This window comes from Duncaniella dubosii, from assembly GCF_004803915.1.
GTDB lineage: Bacteria > Bacteroidota > Bacteroidia > Bacteroidales > Muribaculaceae > Duncaniella > Duncaniella dubosii.
This window is the reverse complement of record NZ_CP039397.1, coordinates 1-24467: the sequence shown is the minus strand read 5'-3', so window position 1 is coordinate 24467 and position 24467 is coordinate 1. Positions and strand designations below refer to the sequence as shown.

The following is a 24467-nucleotide window of genomic DNA, read 5'->3' as shown; positions in this document are numbered from 1 at the left end:
CCGGAGGTCAGTTGTTTCAGGCGGTTCCATCGCTTGCACGAGAGCAAATTTGAAAAATTTGCCATAGCTTAATAGGGCAAAATATTGGCGAAGCCACCGCATCCACTCCGTTGGGATGCTATATTTAACCCTATTAAGGCATGTGGCTTCGCCCCCTACAACCCCCACAAGGGGAGTGTCCTCTCCCCTTTGAACCCCACCGCCGGGATGACCCTTCCCGGACCCTCGGACAAGGGCTTCCAGCCCCCGTCACCCCCGGGCAGAGAGTGACCCTCTCTCTGCACTCTCCGGCAAAGGGAACAGCTCTGCGGCCGCCGTTCCCCTTGCATCCCTTCCCGGCCGTTTCCGTCCACCTTCCACTGAAAATATATGAGCCACTATACAGTCTGCCATTATGAGAAATGCTACGGTCCACCGGTGTCCTACTCCACCCATATCGAGAGGAAGAAGGCGGACGGAACGGAGCATGTGCCGTACAACATCAAGCGCAGAGACCTTACCAGACATAACAAGGAGTTTATAAAGGAAGCCCGGGAGATTGGCCGCAGCGCAGCCATCGAGAAAAGGCTTGATGCTGTCCGTCATCAGAAGGATGCCGACGGCAATGAATACGAGCGCAAGATCCGGAAAGGTCAGATATGCTGCATCGAGATCCGCATGAGCGCATCGGTAGAGGGTATGGCTGAGATCATCGAGCAGGGCAGGCTTATGGAATGGTGCCGGGAGTCAATCAAGTGGGCGCAGAAAGAACATGGCAAGGAAAACATCGTGAGTGCGGTTCTGCACATGGACGAGGAGACTCCGCACCTTCATGTGTCTCTTGTTCCTGTTGTGTCCGGAGAGAGCAAGAAGCAGAGGACTACAAAAAAGAGAGCCGCCAAGGATAAGGAGAAAGCGGAGAAGAATGGAGAGGAAGTCCCGAAGAAGAAACGCCGCTACAAGAAAAAGGCGACAGTGGAGACCTTGCGGCTGTGTGCCGATGATGTCATGACCCAATGGGATCTGAAAAGGCGGCAGACAGAGTATGCTGTTGCGATGGCGCCTTTCGGACTGGAGAGAGGTGAGGAAGGAAGTCCTGCCAGGCACAAGGATCTTGCCCAGTATTATAAGGAGCAATACGAGCTGCAACGCGGGCGGCTGGACGAATTGCTCAAGGAACTTGCCGGACAGGAGGATCTGGTGAAGGAGAAGAACAGGGAGATTCTTAAAAAGGACAGTCAGATCCGGGAGCAGGAAAAGGAACTGAAAGAGACCAGGAGTGAACTCACTGAAAAGAAAAATGAGATAGCCCGGCAACAGCAGCAGCTCGACAACCTTCTTCCGTTGATAGTGAAGGCGCAGGACAGGCTCGACACTTACACTGAAGCCGGAGAATATGCCGAGGATCGCATCGAGTCCGCTGACCGTCTTCTTCAGGCGGCGGACAGCAGGGAAAAAGAGGTTGCCAAGGTTGAGAAGGAGGCATTGGATAGGATAAACAACGCCTCGATAAGTTTCCTTGCCAAGAAAGAGGTGGAGAGGCTTGCAAAGGAGAATGCGGAGCTGAAGTTGCTCGTGTCCGGCAACGCCACCGCACTGGAGAGAGAAGCCGCTGCCACTCGGCATGAGAAAGCCGGAAGAGAGAAGGCGGAACGGGAACTGCAACAGTTGAAGGAGACCGTGTCTGGTACACAGACCGCACTTGAACGCAGACATCCTCTTGAAGCCCGGTTGATAAGGGAACTTGTGTCTATTGAGATTAAAGATCCGGATTATCAGGATGCCATTCTTTCGGGTCAGACCTTGACATGGAAGAAATATCCGTTTATGGATCCGGCGACAGGAAAGAGGATTCCGGAGGAATATGCCGATAATATCTCCGTGAGGATTGAAGGTCATGGAGAAGACTCGTTCATCTCCATGTGCGGTAAGCGTATCTCCGATTTCTTCCGGGATATCTGGGCAAAGGTGAAGGCTGCACTTGGAATAAAGCAGCGTCAGGAGGAAGAAAAAAGGAAGCAGCATACACAAAAGCCGGAAACCGGACAGACTCAGGAACCTCCGAAGAAAAGCAGGGGAAGGCGAATGTAGGGATAATGCGTTCTTACAGTCGGCTCGCCGTATAAACCGTAGGTGCGTAGCCTAATACACACCAGTTAAGGACAGATGCGCTTTCATGATTGGAGCCGATGCCGGACAGCAAGCTGAATCATGTTGTTTTCTTGCGTTTGTCGATGGCTCTGTAAAGGGTTGCCCGGCTGATTCCGGTTGCCTTGGTTATCTCATCTATCGAGTGCAGCTTTGAGTCGTACATCTTCAGAGCGGTAGATACTTTGCTTTCATCAGACTTTGGTCTGCCTCCCTTACGACCTCTTGCCCTCGCAGCTTCAAGTCCCTGCCTTGTGCGCTGCCGTGTGAGGTCTCTCTCAAACTGTGAGAGTCCGGCAAAGATTGTGAGCAACAGATTACCCTGTGGTGTGGTGGTGTCGAGCCATGTCTCTCTCAGTGATTTTATCGACGCTCCGGCTTCATGTATTCTCTCGATGATTGAGAGCAATTCCTTGACGGAACGCCCCAGCCGGGTAAGTTCCGTTATTATCACAGTGTCTCCGGAACGGAGTGAGTCCATCATTCTGTCAAGTTGCGGACGCTCCTTTTTAACTCCGGATATCTTCTCACTGTATATCCGCTCACATCCGGATTGGGTGAGCAGATCTGTTTGCCCATCGAGGTTCTGCCCGGTGGTCGATACTCTTGCGTAGCCTATTATCATATCTAATGTAGTCTTGCTTAGTATAAAGATATAAAAATATTCGATTAGATAGACCGCCTAATCAGGTTAAAAGATGGGATATACACTAAAATCAACTTATAAGTTGATTAGGTAAAAAACTTTTACTATCTTTGCGGAAATAAAAATTAGAGAAATGACATTTGACAAAATAACGGAAGACGGCAACCTGTATGCTGTGCGATATGATGGAGACTCGGACAATATCCTTGAGACATTGTTCGACCAGTGGAGTGATGTCATATGGCTGAGGACATTTTTTCAGGAACATTCCTCTGATCTGAAACAGTACTTTGCTATTGAGAACATCAATGAGGCAATACAAGATACATTAGATGACAATGAAGTTCTACAAAGAACAATCTTGATGTTGGATGTTGATGATTTGAATAGAGTATTTCGACCATTGGATAACCTGAGTACCGGAATGAATGTCCTTAATAAAGAGAAGACTCGTCCAAGGTCATCATCAAGACATGTGTCGTGGTTGAGACTTTATGCTATAAAACTTGATGACGGTAAGTTCCTTATAACAGGAGGTGCTATAAAGTTGACACATAAGATGGAAGAAAGAGAACATACTGCGGCAGAGTTGCGCAAGCTCGAAAGAGTTAGGAATTTCTTGATGGCTGAAAGTGTGTATGATTCCATCAGCTTTGATGATTATATAGAGTTGGACTCGATATAAATGCTTGTCAAAGTGTTATAAAGATAGAACAAAGATAAAAGCTATATATTATGGAAAGAAAAAGATTGGAAGATTTTGCATCTCCAACTCCATCAAGATGGAGGGAAAATGCTATTTATCGGCTTGAAAACAGCCGATGGCTTCGACGTTCCCAGAAAATAGCTATGGAAATGCTTGACCGTATGGATTTTTTGGGAGTCAATCAGAAAGAACTTGCCCAAAGAATGGGATGTACCCCTCAATATGTTTCCAAGATTCTTAAAGGAAAAGAGAATTTATCCTTGGAGACAATTTGTAAGATTGAGGATGCCTTGGATATGGAGTTCCAATCTATCCCGGTTCCTGCGGTGGTATCATTATAATATGAAAACCTAAAGAGTTCTTCTTATATTCTTTTTGAAACAGTATCAAAGACATTTAGCTATAAGTGGATTTTTTATCCACTTATAGCTAAATGTCTTTTTGGGTAAGGTATGTATCACCATGATAAAATGCCTATCCATTTCAAAACTCGGTAAAGATGATCTATTTTGGATTGTAGATTTTGAGATGGCTTATGAGACGATGTTTGGCATGAATAGTTACATCTGAAGATAGTTTGCTGAAAAGTCTCAAAAACGGTCGATTTAGATATGTTCCTTTATCCGATGAAATGCCGGAGGATGGATTCACCGTTGGAATATGGGTATGGCAATAGACATACAGCCGCAATTAGGGCAATGAAAACAATGGTTATGATTGCTATGCCCCATCGGACTAATGAGGGAGGAATCTCTCCTATGAGTTGTCGGACTTTTTCGGAGCGGAGCTCAATCTTGTCATGTGTAGTTTTGTCTGCCTCCATATCAATTTCCTAATTCAAGTTGATTTTTAACGAGATTATAATATGCCCCTTTCTTTTCTATAAGAGTGGCATGATTGCCGGACTCCACAACTTTACCTCTATCGAGGACTATAATTTGGTCTGCATTCTTGACTGTTGACAGGCGATGAGCCACAACGACAACAGTTCTACCTTTGTAGAATTCATCGAGGTTTTCTACAATAGCTCTCTCATTTTTTGCATCAAGGGCATTTGTAGCTTCATCGAGGAATATGAAGTCGGGGTTCTTATAGACTGCTCGGGCAATGAGTATTCGCTGTTTTTGTCCTTGACTTAGACCTACACCATCGCGTCCGATTTGAGTATTATATTTCAGAGGTAACCCCATAATATAATTATGGATATGGGCTATTCTAGCTGCTTTTTCAAGCCGATCTATGTCAATATCTCCATCATCCACTGCTATGTTCCGAGCGATGGATTCTGAAAATATGACACCGTCTTGCATGACTACTCCACAATGCCGGCGCCACCATTTTAGATTATACTCGTTTATGTTTCTTCCTGCTATTGAGATTGAGCCGGACATGACCGGATAATAGCCCAGCATTAACTTAATAAGGGTAGTTTTCCCACTTCCGGAAGCCCCGACAATAGCCGTTACTTTTCCTTCTGGTATATCAAATGACACATCTGTCAGCGTCTTTTTGAGAGCGTGTGGATCATACTTGAAATCGACATTGGAAAGGTCGATGGATTTTCCGTCATCGAACTTTGATACCTGATTGCCGTCGGATTCTTCATTTCTCCCCTCATGAATTTCATTAATGCGTTCAAGTGAAATCTTCACATCCTGTAGAGAATAGATGAACGACATGAACTGCTCCACCGGAGAGTTGAGCTGCCCGATGATATACTGCACAGCAAGCATGGCTCCGAGTGTCATCTGAGAATTTATCACAGCGGTGGCCGCAAGCACTGTAATCATTATATTCTTTACCTCATTGATAAAAATAGAGCCGGCTTCTTGTGTCTGTTGGAGTTTAAGCGATTTCATCTGTACACTGAAGAGGTCAGCTTGCGTATCCTCCCATTCCCAACGGCGGCGGCGCTCACAGTCCTGCAATTTTATCTCTTGCATGGAAGTGATTAGCTGATAGGTCTTGTTCTGATTCTTTGCCTGCTGTTCAAACAGTTCATAGTCGAGGACCTTGCGCTTTTTCAAAAAAGAGGTTATCCATAGTCCGTAACAAACGCTTCCGGTGACGAAAATTCCGAAAATAAGAGGATTATAAAAGAAGAGAACAATGCCGAAGATTATGAAGCTTAGGAATGTGAAAATGATGTTAAGCACCTGACCAGTGAGGAAGTTCTGTACACGGGTATGATCTCCAATCCGTTGTAGCAAATCTCCCATTAATTTTGTGTCAAAGAACGACATGGGTAATTTCAGCAACTTTATGAAGAAATCGCTTACAAGAGAGATGTTGATTCGCATGGAAATGTGGAGCAGTAACCATCGCCGGATAAAATCCGTGGCAGTCCTGCCCACTACAATCATCAGTTCTCCGAGTAGTATGAGCCAGATGAAACCTATGTCCATATGCCTTATACCCACATCTACAATGGCCTGTGTCAGGAACGGCATGATTAACTGAAGCACACACCCGAGACCCAGACCGAGGATAATCTGTGTGAAATATTTACGAAATTGAGTTATATAACCTAGGATAAAACGATTTGAGCGTTTTTTAGGAGTCTCAGTTGTGTATCTGATAATATTTTCAGTAGGAGTTAATAACATAACAACTCCTTTATGTTTTCCATTAATGGTTGTGCTTATCCAATGTTGTAAAAACTCATCTCTAGTGCATGTAGATATACCTTTTTTTGGATCTGCTATTCTATAATAGGAGCCATTTTTCTTAATTTCAACTAGAACAACATAGTGGTTTTGATCCCAGTGAAGAATGCAAGGTTCTGTTATTCTTGAAATTTCACAAATGTTCATTCGAGCACATATTGATTTGAAACCAAGTAATAGTGCTGTTTCTTGTAAAGCAAGTAATGAGACTCCTTCTTTTGTCGCAGGACATAGAGATTCAATTAAATTATCAGCAAAAATATATCCATGATATTCAGCAATCATTTGTAGGCACGTTTGCCCACATTTCATGGCATCCTTTTGTAATTTAATTGAAATCTTTTTCATTAGGAATCTTGGATGAGACATCTTAGGGTGTTGTTACACCTTAGATAGTGTTCTATGTAGTTTGGTGGTGGACAAAGCCGTTGATACATACATTTCTTACACTCAGTATAATTTCGATTAAATATCCAATCGATAGTACCGTTTATAAGATCTTCTTTATAACCATCATACAGATTGTTAAAGGTTATAATTTTATTAGAATCATTAATAAGGGAGTAATGAATATTTCCATTAGAGAATAGGTAAATTGTTCCCCATAGATTACTATTTATTAGATTGTTAATCTTAATTGTTTGGTACTTTTGAGGGATACCTAATAACTCATCTTCAGATATATTAAGAAGAGACTTAATAAAGTCGAGATTTTCACTAGTTAAATGCGGGAAAAACTTTACTTTATAATCAGAGTCAAGCAAGTTTAAATATACCTCAAGATCGTTCTTATCGGTTATTTTTGTTAAAATAGAGATGTGATTACGATTAGAAGGTAAGTTGATTTGATCAATAGGTAAGTTTAGAAGAACTGAAAAACTTAGATTAGTGTTGATAAGGGTATTCAGTATCTCTGGACTAGCATTGAGCGTTGTTGCTGAAATGATTATGTTTAGATTTCTTGCGTTAAAGCTTTCAATTATATCGTTCAGGAAATCAATATCAAGTCCACATATATTTACAACTATATTCGGATTAATACTAACGAGTCCTTGTATATATGTCTTAATAGTAGATTTATTCATCGCATAAGGATATCTTTTTTGAAAAGATTCAGCGCAAGATGATAAGCCAGACTGAATAGCGATATATTCCGAACAGTCAGATTTATTCATATCAACAAGTAGTGTGCAATTTGATATGAAAGAACCGATGTTATATTTTGAGTATATTATAGATTTATGATAAGCATCGATGCCAGAGATGTTGTTTATCTCGGATTCAAATTGTAAAGGTTGGATGTTAGAAGATATCAAATCTCCCATGAAATACTTGAGTGTATCAGATATAAGAGGAATCGTTTTATCTTGTTCCGATATGTGGACTGTCCTTTTAGGAGAAGACAATAATCGCTGCATGATGTCAACAGATCTTGAATCGTTAAAGATTAGAGTGTTGTCATCAAGCATGTTTATTAGAAGAATACCATTTTTACCAGATGCTATATAAACATAAGGCTCTAAATAGAAGTATGTAGAATGTCCCATTATTAGATGATAGATATATTTTTTATTATTTCTCTTATTTCTTCAGGATTGGCTTCAAAGAAGGAAATTATCTCTTCGATATTTCGAGGTTTAGCTCGATTACAAACCTCGTATCCATTTATATCAGATACAACGCATACAGAACAAAAATCTTTGGCTTTACATGTTTTGCAGGCAGTTATATACTTGAGAAATAATTGATTATAACGTTCAATTATATTGTCGTAATTTATATATAGTTCATTCCCGGATATGTTTCCGAAATTGAATTCGTTTCCAATTCTTTCGCATGGAAAAATACCACCATTAACAGAAACAAATATTTTTCGTGAAAATGGGATACAGGTTTTTGTTGGAATCTCTTGTCTATTAGAATCTAATGATTCAATAAAATTATCAGATAAAGCATCGAATATATTTACTGAATATGTTTTCATGAGGGTACTAAAGAGCCATTTCTCACATTGAATTATATGAGGAGATTGTCTCTCATATACTTGTTTTTCTTCATTAGACATAGAGTTAAACTCAGATGTTTTAGAATGAAAAATTTTTAGGAATTCAGCTCGTTTACATTTTGCTATACCAAAAACGTTCAATTCATTGGTCATTGGACGTTTATTATATCGGGAGTATATAAAATGATTAGCTTCCCTTACTGAATTACGATTGTGCAATACACTGTTGAATTTGATATTCTTATTAAAGAATATCGGATATGTGGACTGTAACTTGTCTATATTTGATATTACTGTGTCGAACGACCCTGTCCCATTTTTAAAAGTTCGATATGAATCATTAAATTTATCTCCATCAAGACTAATTAGAATTTCAAAGTTATTTTCAACTAAAAAATCCATATATTTGTCTAACAGAACTGCATTTGTAGTCATTGAGAAAACAATCTTTTTATTCAGAATAGGATTGTTTCGTGTGTACATTACAGCATCATGAATAAATTGGAAATTGCATAGTGGTTCACCCCCATAAAATGATATACGGAGATAAGAGCACCCTTTATTATAGGATGTTTCCCATAGATTCTTCAGATAATTATATAGTGTTTTGAATGAATCGAGAGGTAAGTCTCTATTTAATCTAGCATCATAATTGTCATAAAAATGACCATAGCCGCAGTAGTAACAGTCCAGGTTACATTTGTCTGTTACTTCTAATATTATTTGATGAGTATTGATTATTGCATCATCAATATCTTTTTTAGTTAAAAGACGGTATTGATTATTTTCACTCTTTTCTTGAGAAATGATACCATGACGAGTTAAGTAATCTAACTTCTTAGCGAAGTGTGGATTTACTTGATTCTCGTTCTCTTTAGGACTGTAATTAGAAGATAGAGAAATGTAACTAGTATTTCGATCATATATATAATTATGACCCGCTGCAGACTTTATTATTTCCATGTTATAATTCTAATGGATTGTAGTATTGAGACCAATCTTCATTGAGACGATGAAAACCTTGTTCACTGTTGTCCATGATAAGGATGCGTGCACCAGTGTTTCGGACGAATGCCCCGGCGTTTTTATACATCTCCTGTTCAAATTTTTTCCAATCTTCTTTCTTCATTTTCTTTCTACTCCAGTCATAGCGAATGATAGGTTGTGGCTTTTGTGTCAAACCTACAGCTTCAAAAATAAAGTTGTTTTCAGAGTCTTCAGCCTTAAGGACCAATCCTTTTACTCCGTTCAGCTTCCACGGTCCATAAGGAACAGGAATGTCATTTGTATAATACACTTTCCAATTTCTTCCTCCATAATTGCATGTTGCGACATGACAATGATAGTCCATGACAGTAGCAATCTCATCTGGTATATACGTCCATTCAGGTGATTCTGATAGTTCACTGTATTCAATGACTTGAGAAGTGTATGGAAGACGATTGGTGACTGTAGTCAGTGAGTCCTTATGATTGAACAGAAGGTCGAACCCAACATAATTCTCAGGAATAGTAGAGAATTGCATTGTGGATTTAAGTTCTTTCGTGTTTTGTGTATCAAGAGCTCGCAAATCACGGCTAAAGAAAGCGTTGTAGTATCTGCCCATTTGCAAGTCCATGATGTCATCGAAACTCAAAGAATCGTCTTTCTCTGAATTGCGATACTTGAACTGGTATGAAACGTTAAGATAGCAAGTATCTAATGTCTCATACTTATCAGTATCCTCGTGCGCGAGGGTGAACGTAGGCGTATCCATAGCATACGATACAGTAACCTGTGCTAAAGCAGCAGGCCCGGCAAGCATCATTAGAGATGCTAAAAGTGCATTCAAAATCCTCATGGTTATATATTTATGTTATTCTTATTCTAATGCCTACCATAATAGTGCGTCCTCGTAAACGATACTCGCTTGAGTATCTAATGATTCCATTGTCGTTATACCTTCGAAAAACATCGTTGTTTAACAAGTTGCTGCATTGCAGTGACAATATGGTGTTTCCGAGAGTATATTCAACATTGCAATTCAGGAACACATTATTTCGATATGATGTAGAGTAGTTATTATTATAGAACATCACAGATGGCGATACATTCAGTTGCTTAAACGGCCACAGTATAATGGACGTGGCATTGGAGAAGGTATGTTTCGTGCCATCATTAGCTTTGCCATCTGTAAAGCTCTTGGATAGGGTGTATTCATTTGAGGTCTCAAAAGACAGCCATTTAGTAAACGTCGCATTATATGAAAGTTTAGCCCGAAGATACTTGCTTTTGCCTTCATGAATTTCATCATTGATATAATATTCACTATTATTCATGCCTATACTAAATGACTCACTTACCTTTGAGTTCCATCGGAAAAAACCTTTTGAAAATGTTTGATCAAGTTGCCATATCCGGCTATTTGTAGAATATGGCAATCTTATATAATTAATAATATCGTCAGTTATGTCATATCCGGAACTATTGCCATAACGCGATTGAACATACGTTAATGCAAGGCTACCAAATAGCATATCCAACACATTTGTATAGCTCGCATTGAATGCCGTTTTTAGTGTTCGGTTCATTGTCGCTTCAATATGTCCCGGGTTAGAGATGGTTGTGCGGTAGTCTATAAATCGTTTTTGAACCATAATGGATATGGCAGAAGGTAAGGATTCTTCACCTATTGTGGTAAGTGAGAACGAAAGCCGGTCTGATGGTTTATATGTTATGTTCGAATATGGTCTTATCGAGAAGAATGTTTTATTATAATTCCAAGTTTGATTGTCAGACTTATAATACATAAAACCTGCAGGCACATATATAAGCCATTGAAATTTTTGCCCATAATGCCAAAATATTTTTGGAGTAACCCTTGCACCAACCTGCCATGTTTGTTGATCATCAGGCATAGACTGATTGTCAATATCAAGATTGGTATTAGCATGTTGCCAACTTGCATCAACTTCTCCATTCAGATTAAACATGAAGTGTGGTATTGAAAGAGCAATCAAGGAGCCACTTCCGTCAATATTGAAGCTTCGTTGATCTACTATCTGACAAAATTCATTATTAGGCAGATTCAATAATCCCTTCTTATCGTTATAGGATATATGAAATGAAGCATCTGCAATTCCCCCATTATGTTTCTTATAGTTAAGTTTCAATTCATCATCAATTTTTATTGAGTGAGCTGAAAATTTTTGGAGAATTAAATCATTAATTAGTCCTTCTCCTTTTGGAAAAGACGCATTGGCGGAAAGAGTATTTTTGAGGTATATTTTCTTCCCATTAAGTTTATAAACAGCATGGGTCCCAACAAAATGCTGATGTATATCAGAAGAATTAGATTCCTTGATGATATACCTTGCCACACTGTCAGACAAATACGTTGTTTCATCATTTGAATTACGCTTTTCTTTGTCGAAAAGATAATTTAGATTAAACGTAAATGTTTTATCTTCACTAAGTTTCAGCAACTGGTTCACTGAAAGGCTATGAGAGGTGTTTCTATAAGTGTACTTGTTAGATAAAGATGGAGTTTCAGGATATAATATCCCAGTTCCGTAAGATGATGTGTATGTAGATGGAGCGTTGATTTCAGGTCGTAAATCAACACCGATGTTATTGGTTTTATAAACCGATATATTTTGAGCATTACGCCTGAAGTTCATTAGTGAGGCCGATGCGTCCCAGGATATATTGGGCTGGCTTCCTATAGCACCCTCAAAAGTGGACGACCAGATACCCTTTGCGCTCTGCTTTAGGCGTATATTCATTGCTGGTGCGGCTCCGCGCCTTACGCCTTGGAGCATTTTTACATCTTGGTGGTCTTCAAGAATTTGTACAGTCCCAATGTCATGCGCATCTATATTTTTGGTGGCTACTCCATAGTTAGAGCCAAGCATATCTAACCCTTCGATATAGAACTCATTAATCCATTGTCCATTATATATAATTTGTCCGTCCGATTTTACCTCAATACCGGGCATTTTCCGGAGTAAGTCCTCTAATGTCTTATCATTTTTGCTTATATATGAAGATGCAGCATAAGATATTGTATCACCCGATTGTCTTATTTTTTTAGCCGTGACAACAACCTCTTTTAATTCGAGCGTTCTGATTAAAGAGTCAAGCCGCTCGTCATCTTGCTGTGCCGACATTGGCACAGCAAATAAAATAAATGCCAAAAGGCAAAATATTTGATGACGAGCGGACATGGACAAATGAACTTATAGGGTTACAAGTTCATTTGTGGCACGATGAGCATTTGATGCTCCACAATCTGTGCAGTCTGCATCTGAGGATGCTAGTTCACGGTCATTTCCCGTGTTAAGTTCTACCTTAACAGGTGTGACTGGACCTACGCATACGCAACCACATACCTTATTGGTGCTGGCGGCGCCACCTTTAAGGGATGCAAGTTCTTCCTTTTGCAGCATGTCTAATGCTAGGAGGGATGTTCTTTTCATCTTTTTGAGGTTTAGATTAATAATTGGGTTAACTATAATGTACTGTACATCTAATTTCTCTGGTGAACGTTATATTTCTATAATTGAAGCCAGCCCTCGAGATTATATTCAACCAATTCTAATTGAATCCCTATAACACCATTGCATGATACTAAATAGTTGATAAAATCAGAAACATCATAGGTTGAGAATGAGAGCTGACCATTGCTGTCAAGTATTGAGTAAGATATTACATCTTCAATGTCAAAGTAGGAGCTATATACTCCTTCAGTTGTACTAATATAGACAACGACAGGACGAGCAGGCATTCTTTGACCATCCTTATCTAGTTGTTGATTGTGATCTTTCGTCGGTTTCTGCTGCTGTTGTAATGTAACAGTATAAGAAACACTTGAGCTGTTGGCTGCAAGGGATAAGGGAAACGATGACATTACAAGAGTCATTATTAGCATTTGGATGTAATAAATGGTTTTCATGAAGTTTGAATATCTAAAGTGTTTTTCCAAAATTAGCTATAAAATGTTGGCTAAGGACGAAAAATGATAACGGAAAAATGACGGAAATTCATCCGTTATCTTCCCGTTATCATCAATGGGGGGGGGTAATATGTTTATAATGAGCGTATTATCGCATCAATAACTTTTGCTCCTTTTTTCTCATCAAGGATCTTCATACAGAGAGTTTCTCTTCTCGAAACAATAGCACCATTACTTCTACCAAGTAATGTTGTCATCTTTGATGGTTTGATTCCACATTTTATAAGAAGAGCTGTATGAAGGTCTATTGTAGTTAAATTCCCTAATGTAAGTAGATTGAGATTTATCTTAAATTTAGGAGAACTAGATAAGACAATTTGTTCGATTTCACTCCAAAGAACATCACTCTCTTTTATAGTTTTTCCCTCTTGAATGTATTCTTGGATTTTTTGGTAGGCAATAGATTGTAAAATTATAGGGGAGATTGATGACTGAGCACTAGCACTTTCATATAAAGTTAAAAGTTCTTTTTTTAGGCATTCCCTAAGTTCTTGCTCTGTACTCTTAGGTGAATTATGTGTAATAACGGGAGCTATTTCTTCTGTTTGGTTAATAATTGTTTGGCCTATATCAGATGATTGTTTTAATTGACTTGTTACTAATTCAAGCTTTAGTTTTTCAATGTTAGCTAAAGCTTGTTGTAATTCAATGATATTGTTCTTACTTTTATTTTTAAAATAAAGAGATATAAGGACTAGAAGTATAGCTAAGAATATAAAACCGACTATCCAATTCTTTAGTATATTAGAAAGTCTTTCTGCTTTGGCTTTTTGGTTTTCATGTAACTGATAGTTGTAGAGACTCTGTTGGTTAATAGATAGTTGCATATTGTTCTCGTCATAGAAGCTCTCTAAAATGGTTCTATATTCGGAAATATATTGATTTAAAGTGTCTATCTCTATATATTTTCGTAGTTCTGGAGATAGTAGTACTTGATATCCAATTTCTTTGTGCGTTGGATCGTTATTTGAGATTAGATCTTTTGCATAAATATACGCTGTGTCGAGAATTCCAGCGTCTAAATATATATTAGAAGCATAGCCGAGAACACTATTGCGTACCATAGGTTTTACTTCTTCAGATGTATTACGAATATAGCTTAAAGCAGAATCAAGTTCTCCCTGCTTGTGTTTTACGGCAGCAAGATACATCCTTGATTTAGCCATATGATACGAAGGTTGATGAACACTAAAACCTATAGACTCTTTAAAATATTTTTCAGCTAGATCATAATTTGAGTTCCTAAGATACGTACCACCCAATAATTGTAACCCGTATATAATATTAGTTGTATCTTGAAGATGCCGATTTATTTCTAATGCCTCATGAATATAGGGTATTGCTTCATCATAAAGCGATAGAGCTGTTAGAAGCCTACCTGTTTGACTTAATATATTACATCTTAATTCTTGATTGCCAGAATTTGATGGCAAAGATTTAAGAGCATCCTGAAAATAGTGTAAAGAGGTAGGATAATCACCTAAATCACTATAAACTCTTCCGCCATAATACAATGCTTCTGGATAGCGTCCATTTTTCTGATGTTTAAATTCAAAATCAATGACTTTCAGAATGAGGCTATCGGAGGAATGTGTAAGATACGCTTTATCTGCTACTTTCACTGAAAGGAAATCGTAGTAATGTTTATCAGCGTCAGATAAAAGATCATAATTAATAGCACTCAACGAATCCCACGCTTCTTTGGGAGATTCAGACAATAAGCCTTCTACTCTTGAAAGTCGGAGATCTGAAGGCTTGTTGGAGCAGCAGGTAAAGGTTAGTGAGAGAATTAATAATAGTAATGTGCGTAGGATCATTGTTCTGAAATATATCCGAGGATAAAGTCCTCGATTACACTGGACATGGATTTGCCTCTTGTAGCACAGACGGCTTTGAAGCGAGATTGTAATTCTTGATCGATATTGAATGATGTTGGTCTCTTGTTTGATGTTTTTGTTACTGTCTCTACTGAGGTTGTTCCAGCGAGCATGTTGTCGATAGGCGATGGGATAGTTGCCGGTTGAGTCCCGTTTTGAGGCACTGTTAAAATTTTATTTTTAGCCATGATAAATGATTATTGATTTAGTGATTTCAATAATTAATGAAATATTGATTTTGCTAAATATTTATTTAGTAATTAGAGCTTGCTCTCAAGTTCGGTCACTAATGCTTGGAAATCTTTTGCTCCATTCGCTTCGGGGTTGAAACTGACAATGTCAGTAAAATCGAAGGCCGCTTTGGAAACATCATTATTTTTGCGGATAACCGTGGAAAGAACCCGATCTCCGTACTTAGATCTGACATCTGTTTCAATAGCTTCTGTCATGGTCTGTCCTTTTTCATAGATATTGAAGAAGATATAGTCAATATGTATGCCGGGATTCAGTACCTGCATTTTTACGCAAAATTGATCCATCATTGACAAACCGTAGTTTGACATGAGATCGGCCTTCATAGGCACTATTAATTTATTGGCGGCAGTAAGTGCGTTGATTGTAACTAATCCGAGAGCCGGAGGGCAGTCTAGAAGAACATAGTCGTAAATGGTACTGAATGGATCGAGAAGTACCTTTAGTACTCTTTCTCGGTTAAACATCATCTGTAATTCCAAATCAATTCCCGCCATATCAAGACCACTTGGTACAATATCGAGATTTTCACGGATTGGATAGATGGGAAGATTGAGCTGCTCACGAATTGCGTGGTAGATAATTCGTGGGGGAATGTTCTCCATGAAATGCCGGGTAAGATTGGCTTGGGTATCCAAGTCAACCATCAACACTTTCTTCCCTCTTGATGCCAATACTGCTCCGATGGATGCGACAGAGGCGGTTTTACCGACTCCGCCCTTATGATTGGCTATTGCTATAATTTTGGCTTTCATTAATGATGGGGTTAAGGATTATGTCTTAATTTGACACTGCAAAGATAATAATAATTATTGAATTACTGAAATAGTGTTTTACCATTTTAGTGTTTTCTACTAAGACTATTCTAATCATATGGGAAACAGCAGCTGTCGCTAATTATTGAATAATATAATTAGTGATAGTGGTAATTATTTAATTAGTGGTGAAATTTGGATTAATCCGAGGAATGTAGTATCTTTGCAAAAGTGTAAAAGAAATTTCATTGATAATATACGCCCCCCCACACTGGGGCACGAGGAACGAGTGCCCCTCTGTTCAAAATTTTAGATTATGAGTATAGATTTTAGTAAGGTTGACTTGAATAATTTTGATTTCGATACTCTTCCTGCGGATGAGTACCGGGAGTTTCTTCAGGCTTGGTCGGATTATCATGGTCGGCTGAACCGTATTTCTGTGGATGTGTTGGAGCAGGAGTTTGAGCGTAAATCCGATTATCTTCAGTGTGGGGAGCATTATGAATTGTCAGAGCTTTATCCTGATGAGTTTGTCGAGTTGTTGTTTGAGAGGAAAGCCTTTGAACAGGGTGAGGGGATTATTCCTTTTGAGGAAGTACAGAGTTATGAATACCAGTTGTGGTTGAAGCAGAAGATCCGGAACAAAGCTTTGAGGTCAGAGTCCTCCAATTCAGATGATGTACAGTCAGAGAAGATAGACTATAGTGGTTATCGTATGTGGAGATATAATCCTGTGGTCTTCTACAAGGATGGAAAGAAGAACAGACATAGGTTGTTGTTGAAGGATGATGGTGAGAGTCTGAGTTTCCTAAATGGGCGCGACTTTGCGATATTGTCTCCGGTGACTTATGTGGGACGTACCAACTCTTATAGGAACGCTCGGTTTCTTTATGCCTTTGCTATAGATCTTGACGGTGTGAGTATGCATGAGGTGAGGATGTTGTTGCGAGGTATGACAACAGGGGTTTATCCGGTTGCCAATATCATAGTCAATTCAGGGCATGGGATTCATGTGTATTACCTGTTGAAGCGTCCAATCGAAATGTTCGCTACTCGCCTTGATGCGTTGAATAAGATGAAACGAGGTTTGACCAAGATTGTGTGGCTCGTGTCAAAACTTGGTGCGGAGAGAGCGCAGGTTCAGAGTGTAGTGCAGGGATTCCGTGTGCCGGGAACCAAGACAAAGTTCGGCAAACCTATCCGGGCATTTTGGAACCGTTCCGCGCCCATGCACACGCCGGAGGAATTGAACAGTTTTTTAGGGCGTGCTTTCGGATTGTCTGATGAAGAAATCGGACAGTTGACAGACAAAACTCCGCATAATCCGTCCCGTGTGACGCTGAAAGAGGCGCAGGAACGATGGCCGGAATGGTATGCTTCACGTGTTATAGGACGCCGCAGGGTAGGCAAGAAGTGGCAACTCAATCGTGGATTATATGATTGGTGGTTGAATATCCTTAAAGACGGTCAGCAGGTGGAAGTGCATCATCGGTACTGGTGCATTCTTACATTGGTAGTTTATGCTGTCAAATGTGGTGTTTCCCGTGATGAAGTCCTTGCGGATGCTATTTCCTTGGTTCCGGCTTTTGACCGTAAGACTGAGACAGTGGATAATCCCTTCACGGAAGATGATGTTAAAGATGCCATGAGAGCGTATGACGAGGAATATAACAAGTGGCCGATTAGAGTTATTGAAACGACCACAGGTATAAGGATAGAGCGAAATAAGCGCAATAATAGAGGACGTGAGAAACATATTAAACTCATGAATTTTGTCAGGGATAATATCTCTTATCCTGATGGAAACTGGAGAGACGGTAGTGGGAGGAAAAAAGCCACTATCGATAGCAGTTCTCATGCTAGACTTGTTAAGGAGTGGCGTACTAAAAATCCGGACAGCAAGAATAAATCTTTGTGTGCCCGGGAAACAGGACTCTCCAGACCTACTGTTACCCGGTGGTGGGATTCTGTCGTGCAGGAATTACTAAACCACTAAAACAATAAAACATTAAATAAATAAAACAATATATTGTTTTATTGCTTGGCTTGCGAGTCCGTTTCATAGTTACCTTCAAGAACCATAACCATAGTATGAATGTTATTTGTAAGGAAAATATTTACGCCAGAATTTTCAGGTAAAATAATTTTCAGAAATATGAATTTTCAAAACAAATAACAAATGCTTTATCAATGGATGAAACAGAAGAAGAAAAGGTTGATCTTTTAGCAGTCAGAAAATCTTTTGAGAAAGATCCAAGAAAGGTCATTGAGATAGAGATGAACAAGGATGGCATATTCTCCGAGAGAACTATATATGCTATGGAAAACACATTGAATTTGAGCCTGCTTTCACCCCCTGAAGGCCCGAAGTTGGCAAGTGAGGCAGAGGCTCTGTTCGTGCTGTCAAAGCGCGGAACTGTTTTGGAAACAACAGAAGCTGATTTCATAGAGGGATATATCTCCCCTATGGTGTACCGATCTTCCTCGATGAAGTTCCCGCAGGTTCCAATCGCCCCGAAGTTCGTGAAGATGATCAAGGATATGAACGCCGGAAGTGGTGTCCCACACGCTACGATCACATCTACAATCAACAACATACTCGACCGCTTTTTCAGTGGGTATTTGCTTGTGAGTAACCGTGTCAAAATGGGATACGGCAAGGTCGAGGAATAGCACAGGTATCCTCCGGAGGTCAGTTGTTTCAGGCGGTTCCATCGCTTGCACGAGAGCAAATTTGAAAAATTTGCCATAGCTTAATAGGGCAAAATATTGGCGAAGCCACCGCATCCACTCCGTTGGGATGCTATATTTAACCCTATTAAGGCATGTGGCTTCGCCCCCTACAACCCCCACAAGGGGAGTGTCCTCTCCCCTTTGAACCCCACCGCCGGGATGACCCTTCCCGGACCCTCGGACAAGGGCTTCCAGCCCCCGTCACCCCCGGGCAGAGAGTGACCCTCTCTCTGCACTCTCCGGCAAAGGGAACAGCTCTGCGGCCGCCGTTCCCCTTGCATCCCTTCCCGGCCGTTTCCGTCCACCTTCCACTGAAAATATATGAGCCACTATACAGTCTGCCATTATGAGAAATGCTACGGTCCACCGGTGTCCTACTCCACCCATATCGAGAGGAAGAAGGCGGACGGAACGGAGCATGTGCCGTACAACATCAAGCGCAGAGACCTTACCAGACATAACAAGGAGTTTATAAAGGAAGCCCGGGAGATTGGCCGCAGCGCAGCCATCGAGAAAAGGCTTGATGCTGTCCGTCATCAGAAGGATGCCGACGGCAATGAATACGAGCGCAAGATCCGGAAAGGTCAGATATGCTGCATCGAGATCCGCATGAGCGCATCGGTAGAGGGTATGGCTGAGATCATCGAGCAGGGCAGGCTTATGGAATGGTGCCGGGAGTCAATCAAGTGGGCGCAGAAAGAACATGGCAAGGAAAACATCGTGAGTGCGGTTCTGCACATGGACGAGGAGACTCCGCACCTTCATGTGTCTCTTGTTCCTGTTGTGTCCGGAGAGAGCAAGAAGCAGAGGACTACAAAAAAGAGAGCCGCCAAGGATAAGGAGAAAGCGGAGAAGAATGGAGAGGAAGTCCCGAAGAAGAAACGCCGCTACAAGAAAAAGGCGACAGTGGAGACCTTGCGGCTGTGTGCCGATGATGTCATGACCCAATGGGATCTGAAAAGGCGGCAGACAGAGTATGCTGTTGCGATGGCGCCTTTCGGACTGGAGAGAGGTGAGGAAGGAAGTCCTGCCAGGCACAAGGATCTTGCCCAGTATTATAAGGAGCAATACGAGCTGCAACGCGGGCGGCTGGACGAATTGCTCAAGGAACTTGCCGGACAGGAGGATCTGGTGAAGGAGAAGAACAGGGAGATTCTTAAAAAGGACAGTCAGATCCGGGAGCAGGAAAAGGAACTGAAAGAGACCAGGAGTGAACTCACTGAAAAGAAAAATGAGATAGCCCGGCAACAGCAGCAGCTCGACAACCTTCTTCCGTTGATAGTGAAGGCGCAGGACAGGCTCGACACTTACACTGAAGCCGGAGAATATGCCGAGGATCGCATCGAGTCCGCTGACCGTCTTCTTCAGGCGGCGGACAGCAGGGAAAAAGAGGTTGCCAAGGTTGAGAAGGAGGCATTGGATAGGATAAACAACGCCTCGATAAGTTTCCTTGCCAAGAAAGAGGTGGAGAGGCTTGCAAAGGAGAATGCGGAGCTGAAGTTGCTCGTGTCCGGCAACGCCACCGCACTGGAGAGAGAAGCCGCTGCCACTCGGCATGAGAAAGCCGGAAGAGAGAAGGCGGAACGGGAACTGCAACAGTTGAAGGAGACCGTGTCTGGTACACAGACCGCACTTGAACGCAGACATCCTCTTGAAGCCCGGTTGATAAGGGAACTTGTGTCTATTGAGATTAAAGATCCGGATTATCAGGATGCCATTCTTTCGGGTCAGACCTTGACATGGAAGAAATATCCGTTTATGGATCCGGCGACAGGAAAGAGGATTCCGGAGGAATATGCCGATAATATCTCCGTGAGGATTGAAGGTCATGGAGAAGACTCGTTCATCTCCATGTGCGGTAAGCGTATCTCCGATTTCTTCCGGGATATCTGGGCAAAGGTGAAGGCTGCACTTGGAATAAAGCAGCGTCAGGAGGAAGAAAAAAGGAAGCAGCATACACAAAAGCCGGAAACCGGACAGACTCAGGAACCTCCGAAGAAAAGCAGGGGAAGGCGAATGTAGGGATAATGCGTTCTTACAGTCGGCTCGCCGTATAAACCGTAGGTGCGTAGCCTAATACACACCAGTTAAGGACAGATGCGCTTTCATGATTGGAGCCGATGCCGGACAGCAAGCTGAATCATGTTGTTTTCTTGCGTTTGTCGATGGCTCTGTAAAGGGTTGCCCGGCTGATTCCGGTTGCCTTGGTTATCTCATCTATCGAGTGCAGCTTTGAGTCGTACATCTTCAGAGCGGTAGATACTTTGCTTTCATCAGACTTTGGTCTGCCTCCCTTACGACCTCTTGCCCTCGCAGCTTCAAGTCCCTGCCTTGTGCGCTGCCGTGTGAGGTCTCTCTCAAACTGTGAGAGTCCGGCAAAGATTGTGAGCAACAGATTACCCTGTGGTGTGGTGGTGTCGAGCCATGTCTCTCTCAGTGATTTTATCGACGCTCCGGCTTCATGTATTCTCTCGATGATTGAGAGCAATTCCTTGACGGAACGCCCCAGCCGGGTAAGTTCCGTTATTATCACAGTGTCTCCGGAACGGAGTGAGTCCATCATTCTGTCAAGTTGCGGACGCTCCTTTTTAACTCCGGATATCTTCTCACTGTATATCCGCTCACATCCGGATTGGGTGAGCAGATCTGTTTGCCCATCGAGGTTCTGCCCGGTGGTCGATACTCTTGCGTAGCCTATTATCATATCTAATGTAGTCTTGCTTAGTATAAAGATATAAAAATATTCGATTAGATAGACCGCCTAATCAGGTTAAAAGATGGGATATACACTAAAATCAACTTATAAGTTGATTAGGTAAAAAACTTTTACTATCTTTGCGGAAATAAAAATTAGAGAAATGACATTTGACAAAATAACGGAAGACGGCAACCTGTATGCTGTGCGATATGATGGAGACTCGGACAATATCCTTGAGACATTGTTCGACCAGTGGAGTGATGTCATATGGCTGAGGACATTTTTTCAGGAACATTCCTCTGATCTGAAACAGTACTTTGCTATTGAGAACATCAATGAGGCAATACAAGATACATTAGATGACAATGAAGTTCTACAAAGAACAATCTTGATGTTGGATGTTGATGATTTGAATAGAGTATTTCGACCATTGGATAACCTGAGTACCGGAATGAATGTCCTTAATAAAGAGAAGACTCGTCCAAGGTCATCATCAAGACATGTGTCGTGGTTGAGACTTTATGCTATAAAACTTGATGACGGTAAGTTCCTTATAACAGGAGGTGCTATAAAGTTGACACATAAGATGGAAGAAAGAGAACATACTGCGGCAGAGTTGCGCAAGCTCGAAAGAGTTAGGAATTTCTTGATGGCTGAAAGTGTGTATGATTCCATCAGCTTTGATGATTATATAGAGTTGGACTCGATATAAATGCTTGTCAAAGTGTTATAAAGATAGAACAAAGATAAAAGCTATATATTATGGAAAGAAAAAGATTGGAAGATTTTGCATCTCCAACTCCATCAAGATGGAGGGAAAATGCTATTTATCGGCTTGAAAACAGCCGATGGCTTCGACGTTCCCAGAAAATAGCTATGGAAATGCTTGACCGTATGGATTTTTTGGGAGTCAATCAGAAAGAACTTGCCCAAAGAATGGGATGTACCCCTCAATATGTTTCCAAGATTCTTAAAGGAAAAGAGAATTTATCCTTGGAGACAATTTGTAAGATTGAGGATGCCTTGGATATGGAGTTCCAATCTATCCCGGTTCCTGCGGTGGTATCATTATAATATGAAAACCTAAAGAGTTCTTCTTATATTCTTTTTGAAACAGTATCAAAGACATTTAGCTATAAGTGGATTTTTTATCCACTTATAGCTAAATGTCTTTTTGGGTAAGGTATGTATCACCATGATAAAATGCCTATCCATTTCAAAACTCGGTAAAGATGATCTATTTTGGATTGTAGATTTTGAGATGGCTTATGAGACGATGTTTGGCATGAATAGTTACATCTGAAGATAGTTTGCTGAAAAGTCTCAAAAACGGTCGATTTAGATATGTTCCTTTATCCGATGAAATGCCGGAGGATGGATTCACCGTTGGAATATGGGTATGGCAATAGACATACAGCCGCAATTAGGGCAATGAAAACAATGGTTATGATTGCTATGCCCCATCGGACTAATGAGGGAGGAATCTCTCCTATGAGTTGTCGGACTTTTTCGGAGCGGAGCTCAATCTTGTCATGTGTAGTTTTGTCTGCCTCCATATCAATTTCCTAATTCAAGTTGATTTTTAACGAGATTATAATATGCCCCTTTCTTTTCTATAAGAGTGGCATGATTGCCGGACTCCACAACTTTACCTCTATCGAGGACTATAATTTGGTCTGCATTCTTGACTGTTGACAGGCGATGAGCCACAACGACAACAGTTCTACCTTTGTAGAATTCATCGAGGTTTTCTACAATAGCTCTCTCATTTTTTGCATCAAGGGCATTTGTAGCTTCATCGAGGAATATGAAGTCGGGTTCTTATAGACTGCTCGGGCAATGAGTATTCGCTGTTTTTGTCCTTGACTTAGACCTACACCATCGCGTCCGATTTGAGTATTATATTTCAGAGGTAACCCCATAATATAATTATGGATATGGGCTATTCTAGCTGCTTTTTCAAGCCGATCTATGTCAATATCTCCATCATCCACTGCTATGTTCCGAGCGATGGATTCTGAAAATATGACACCGTCTTGCATGACTACTCCACAATGCCGGCGCCACCATTTTAGATTATACTCGTTTATGTTTCTTCCTGCTATTGAGATTGAGCCGGACATGACCGGATAATAGCCCAGCATTAACTTAATAAGGGTAGTTTTCCCACTTCCGGAAGCCCCGACAATAGCCGTTACTTTTCCTTCTGGTATATCAAATGACACATCTGTCAGCGTCTTTTTGAGAGCGTGTGGATCATACTTGAAATCGACATTGGAAAGGTCGATGGATTTTCCGTCATCGAACTTTGATACCTGATTGCCGTCGGATTCTTCATTTCTCCCCTCATGAATTTCATTAATGCGTTCAAGTGAAATCTTCACATCCTGTAGAGAATAGATGAACGACATGAACTGCTCCACCGGAGAGTTGAGCTGCCCGATGATATACTGCACAGCAAGCATGGCTCCGAGTGTCATCTGAGAATTTATCACAGCGGTGGCCGCAAGCACTGTAATCATTATATTCTTTACCTCATTGATAAAAATAGAGCCGGCTTCTTGTGTCTGTTGGAGTTTAAGCGATTTCATCTGTACACTGAAGAGGTCAGCTTGCGTATCCTCCCATTCCCAACGGCGGCGGCGCTCACAGTCCTGCAATTTTATCTCTTGCATGGAAGTGATTAGCTGATAGGTCTTGTTCTGATTCTTTGCCTGCTGTTCAAACAGTTCATAGTCGAGGACCTTGCGCTTTTTCAAAAAAGAGGTTATCCATAGTCCGTAACAAACGCTTCCGGTGACGAAAATTCCGAAAATAAGAGGATTATAAAAGAAGAGAACAATGCCGAAGATTATGAAGCTTAGGAATGTGAAAATGATGTTAAGCACCTGACCAGTGAGGAAGTTCTGTACACGGGTATGATCTCCAATCCGTTGTAGCAAATCTCCATTAATTTTGTGTCAAAGAACGACATGGTAATTTCAGCAACTTTATGAAGAAATCGCTTAC

The 24467-nt window shown here is 40.9% G+C and carries 19 protein-coding genes and 1 pseudogene; 8 read left to right on the top strand and 12 right to left on the bottom strand.

Annotated features, from left to right (window positions below; genetic code table 11):
- The first annotated feature begins 369 nt into the window (after positions 1 to 369).
- Complete coding sequence (gene mobV, locus E7747_RS16050) at positions 370 to 2070, top strand: MobV family relaxase (RefSeq protein WP_136417177.1); 1701 nt, start codon at positions 370 to 372, stop codon at positions 2068 to 2070.
- A gap of 118 nt (positions 2071 to 2188) precedes the next feature.
- Here the strand turns inward: mobV (E7747_RS16050) and E7747_RS16045 are convergent, their stop codons facing one another.
- Positions 2189 to 2752: a recombinase family protein gene (locus tag E7747_RS16045; protein WP_136417175.1), complete on the bottom strand. Its 564-nt coding sequence runs from the start codon at positions 2750 to 2752 to the stop codon at positions 2189 to 2191.
- Between the two features lie 154 nt (positions 2753 to 2906).
- Between E7747_RS16045 and E7747_RS16040 the strand changes: the two genes are divergently transcribed.
- Both E7747_RS16040 and E7747_RS16035 read left to right on the top strand, forming a co-directional pair.
- Positions 2907 to 3458, top strand: coding sequence for a hypothetical protein (locus tag E7747_RS16040; protein ID WP_136417173.1), 552 nt, complete (start codon positions 2907 to 2909; stop codon positions 3456 to 3458).
- 50 nt (positions 3459 to 3508) lie between these two features.
- The gene (locus E7747_RS16035) at positions 3509 to 3820 is read left to right on the top strand and encodes a helix-turn-helix transcriptional regulator (RefSeq protein WP_136417171.1); all 312 of its coding nucleotides are present in this window, start codon (positions 3509 to 3511) and stop codon (positions 3818 to 3820) included.
- Between the two features lie 483 nt (positions 3821 to 4303).
- On the opposite strand, the gene E7747_RS16030 is transcribed toward E7747_RS16035, so the two are convergent.
- From E7747_RS16030 to E7747_RS15990, 9 genes are all read right to left on the bottom strand, one after another.
- Positions 4304 to 6493, bottom strand: a complete 2190-nt coding sequence (locus tag E7747_RS16030; RefSeq protein ID WP_136417194.1) for a peptidase domain-containing ABC transporter — start codon at positions 6491 to 6493, stop codon at positions 4304 to 4306.
- Positions 6493 to 7614, bottom strand: coding sequence for a hypothetical protein (locus E7747_RS16025; protein ID WP_136417193.1), 1122 nt, complete (start codon positions 7612 to 7614; stop codon positions 6493 to 6495). Before E7747_RS16025 ends, E7747_RS16030 begins: the two co-directional genes overlap by 1 nt.
- A gap of 80 nt (positions 7615 to 7694) precedes the next feature.
- Positions 7695 to 9113 carry a radical SAM peptide maturase gene (locus E7747_RS16020; protein ID WP_136417192.1) on the bottom strand — a complete coding sequence of 473 codons (1419 nt, stop codon included), beginning with the start codon at positions 9111 to 9113 and terminating at the stop codon, positions 7695 to 7697.
- A 1-nt stretch (position 9114) separates the two neighbouring features.
- Positions 9115 to 9990 (bottom strand): GLPGLI family protein, encoded by an 876-nt coding sequence (locus E7747_RS16015; RefSeq protein WP_136417191.1) that lies wholly within the window; start codon positions 9988 to 9990, stop codon positions 9115 to 9117.
- A gap of 10 nt (positions 9991 to 10000) precedes the next feature.
- Positions 10001 to 12325 (bottom strand): TonB-dependent receptor, encoded by a 2325-nt coding sequence (locus E7747_RS16010; protein ID WP_136417189.1) that lies wholly within the window; start codon positions 12323 to 12325, stop codon positions 10001 to 10003.
- A 359-nt stretch (positions 12326 to 12684) separates the two neighbouring features.
- Positions 12685 to 13083, bottom strand: coding sequence for a DUF421 domain-containing protein (locus E7747_RS16005; RefSeq protein WP_136417187.1), 399 nt, complete (start codon positions 13081 to 13083; stop codon positions 12685 to 12687).
- Positions 13084 to 13217: 134 nt separating this feature from the next.
- Positions 13218 to 14960: a tetratricopeptide repeat protein gene (locus E7747_RS16000; RefSeq protein WP_136417185.1), complete on the bottom strand. Its 1743-nt coding sequence runs from the start codon at positions 14958 to 14960 to the stop codon at positions 13218 to 13220.
- Positions 14957 to 15208 carry a plasmid partition protein ParG gene (locus E7747_RS15995; protein WP_136417183.1) on the bottom strand — a complete coding sequence of 84 codons (252 nt, stop codon included), beginning with the start codon at positions 15206 to 15208 and terminating at the stop codon, positions 14957 to 14959. Before E7747_RS15995 ends, E7747_RS16000 begins: the two co-directional genes overlap by 4 nt.
- Positions 15209 to 15280: 72 nt before the next feature.
- Positions 15281 to 16027, bottom strand: coding sequence for a ParA family protein (locus E7747_RS15990; RefSeq protein ID WP_136417181.1), 747 nt, complete (start codon positions 16025 to 16027; stop codon positions 15281 to 15283).
- Positions 16028 to 16343: 316 nt separating this feature from the next.
- Here E7747_RS15990 and E7747_RS15985 point away from each other — a divergent pair, with 316 nt between their 5' ends.
- The 3 genes from E7747_RS15985 (at position 16344) to mobV (E7747_RS15975) (ending at position 20782) form a co-directional block, all read left to right on the top strand.
- Complete coding sequence (locus E7747_RS15985) at positions 16344 to 18023, top strand: hypothetical protein (RefSeq protein WP_136417179.1); 1680 nt, start codon at positions 16344 to 16346, stop codon at positions 18021 to 18023.
- 194 nt (positions 18024 to 18217) lie between these two features.
- A complete protein-coding gene (locus E7747_RS15980; protein WP_128708247.1) occupies positions 18218 to 18700 on the top strand; it encodes a hypothetical protein in 483 nt (160 codons plus the stop codon).
- Between the two features lie 381 nt (positions 18701 to 19081).
- Complete coding sequence (mobV, locus tag E7747_RS15975) at positions 19082 to 20782, top strand: MobV family relaxase (protein ID WP_136417177.1); 1701 nt, start codon at positions 19082 to 19084, stop codon at positions 20780 to 20782.
- Positions 20783 to 20900: 118 nt separating this feature from the next.
- Here the strand turns inward: mobV (E7747_RS15975) and E7747_RS15970 are convergent, their stop codons facing one another.
- Complete coding sequence (locus E7747_RS15970) at positions 20901 to 21464, bottom strand: recombinase family protein (protein ID WP_136417175.1); 564 nt, start codon at positions 21462 to 21464, stop codon at positions 20901 to 20903.
- A gap of 154 nt (positions 21465 to 21618) precedes the next feature.
- Here E7747_RS15970 and E7747_RS15965 point away from each other — a divergent pair, with 154 nt between their 5' ends.
- Both E7747_RS15965 and E7747_RS15960 read left to right on the top strand, forming a co-directional pair.
- The gene (locus E7747_RS15965) at positions 21619 to 22170 is read left to right on the top strand and encodes a hypothetical protein (RefSeq protein WP_136417173.1); all 552 of its coding nucleotides are present in this window, start codon (positions 21619 to 21621) and stop codon (positions 22168 to 22170) included.
- A 50-nt stretch (positions 22171 to 22220) separates the two neighbouring features.
- The gene (locus tag E7747_RS15960; protein ID WP_136417171.1) at positions 22221 to 22532 is read left to right on the top strand and encodes a helix-turn-helix transcriptional regulator; all 312 of its coding nucleotides are present in this window, start codon (positions 22221 to 22223) and stop codon (positions 22530 to 22532) included.
- A gap of 483 nt (positions 22533 to 23015) precedes the next feature.
- Here E7747_RS15960 and E7747_RS15955 read toward each other — a convergent pair.
- Positions 23016 to 24467, bottom strand: a pseudogene (locus E7747_RS15955) (peptidase domain-containing ABC transporter); the annotation flags it as partial.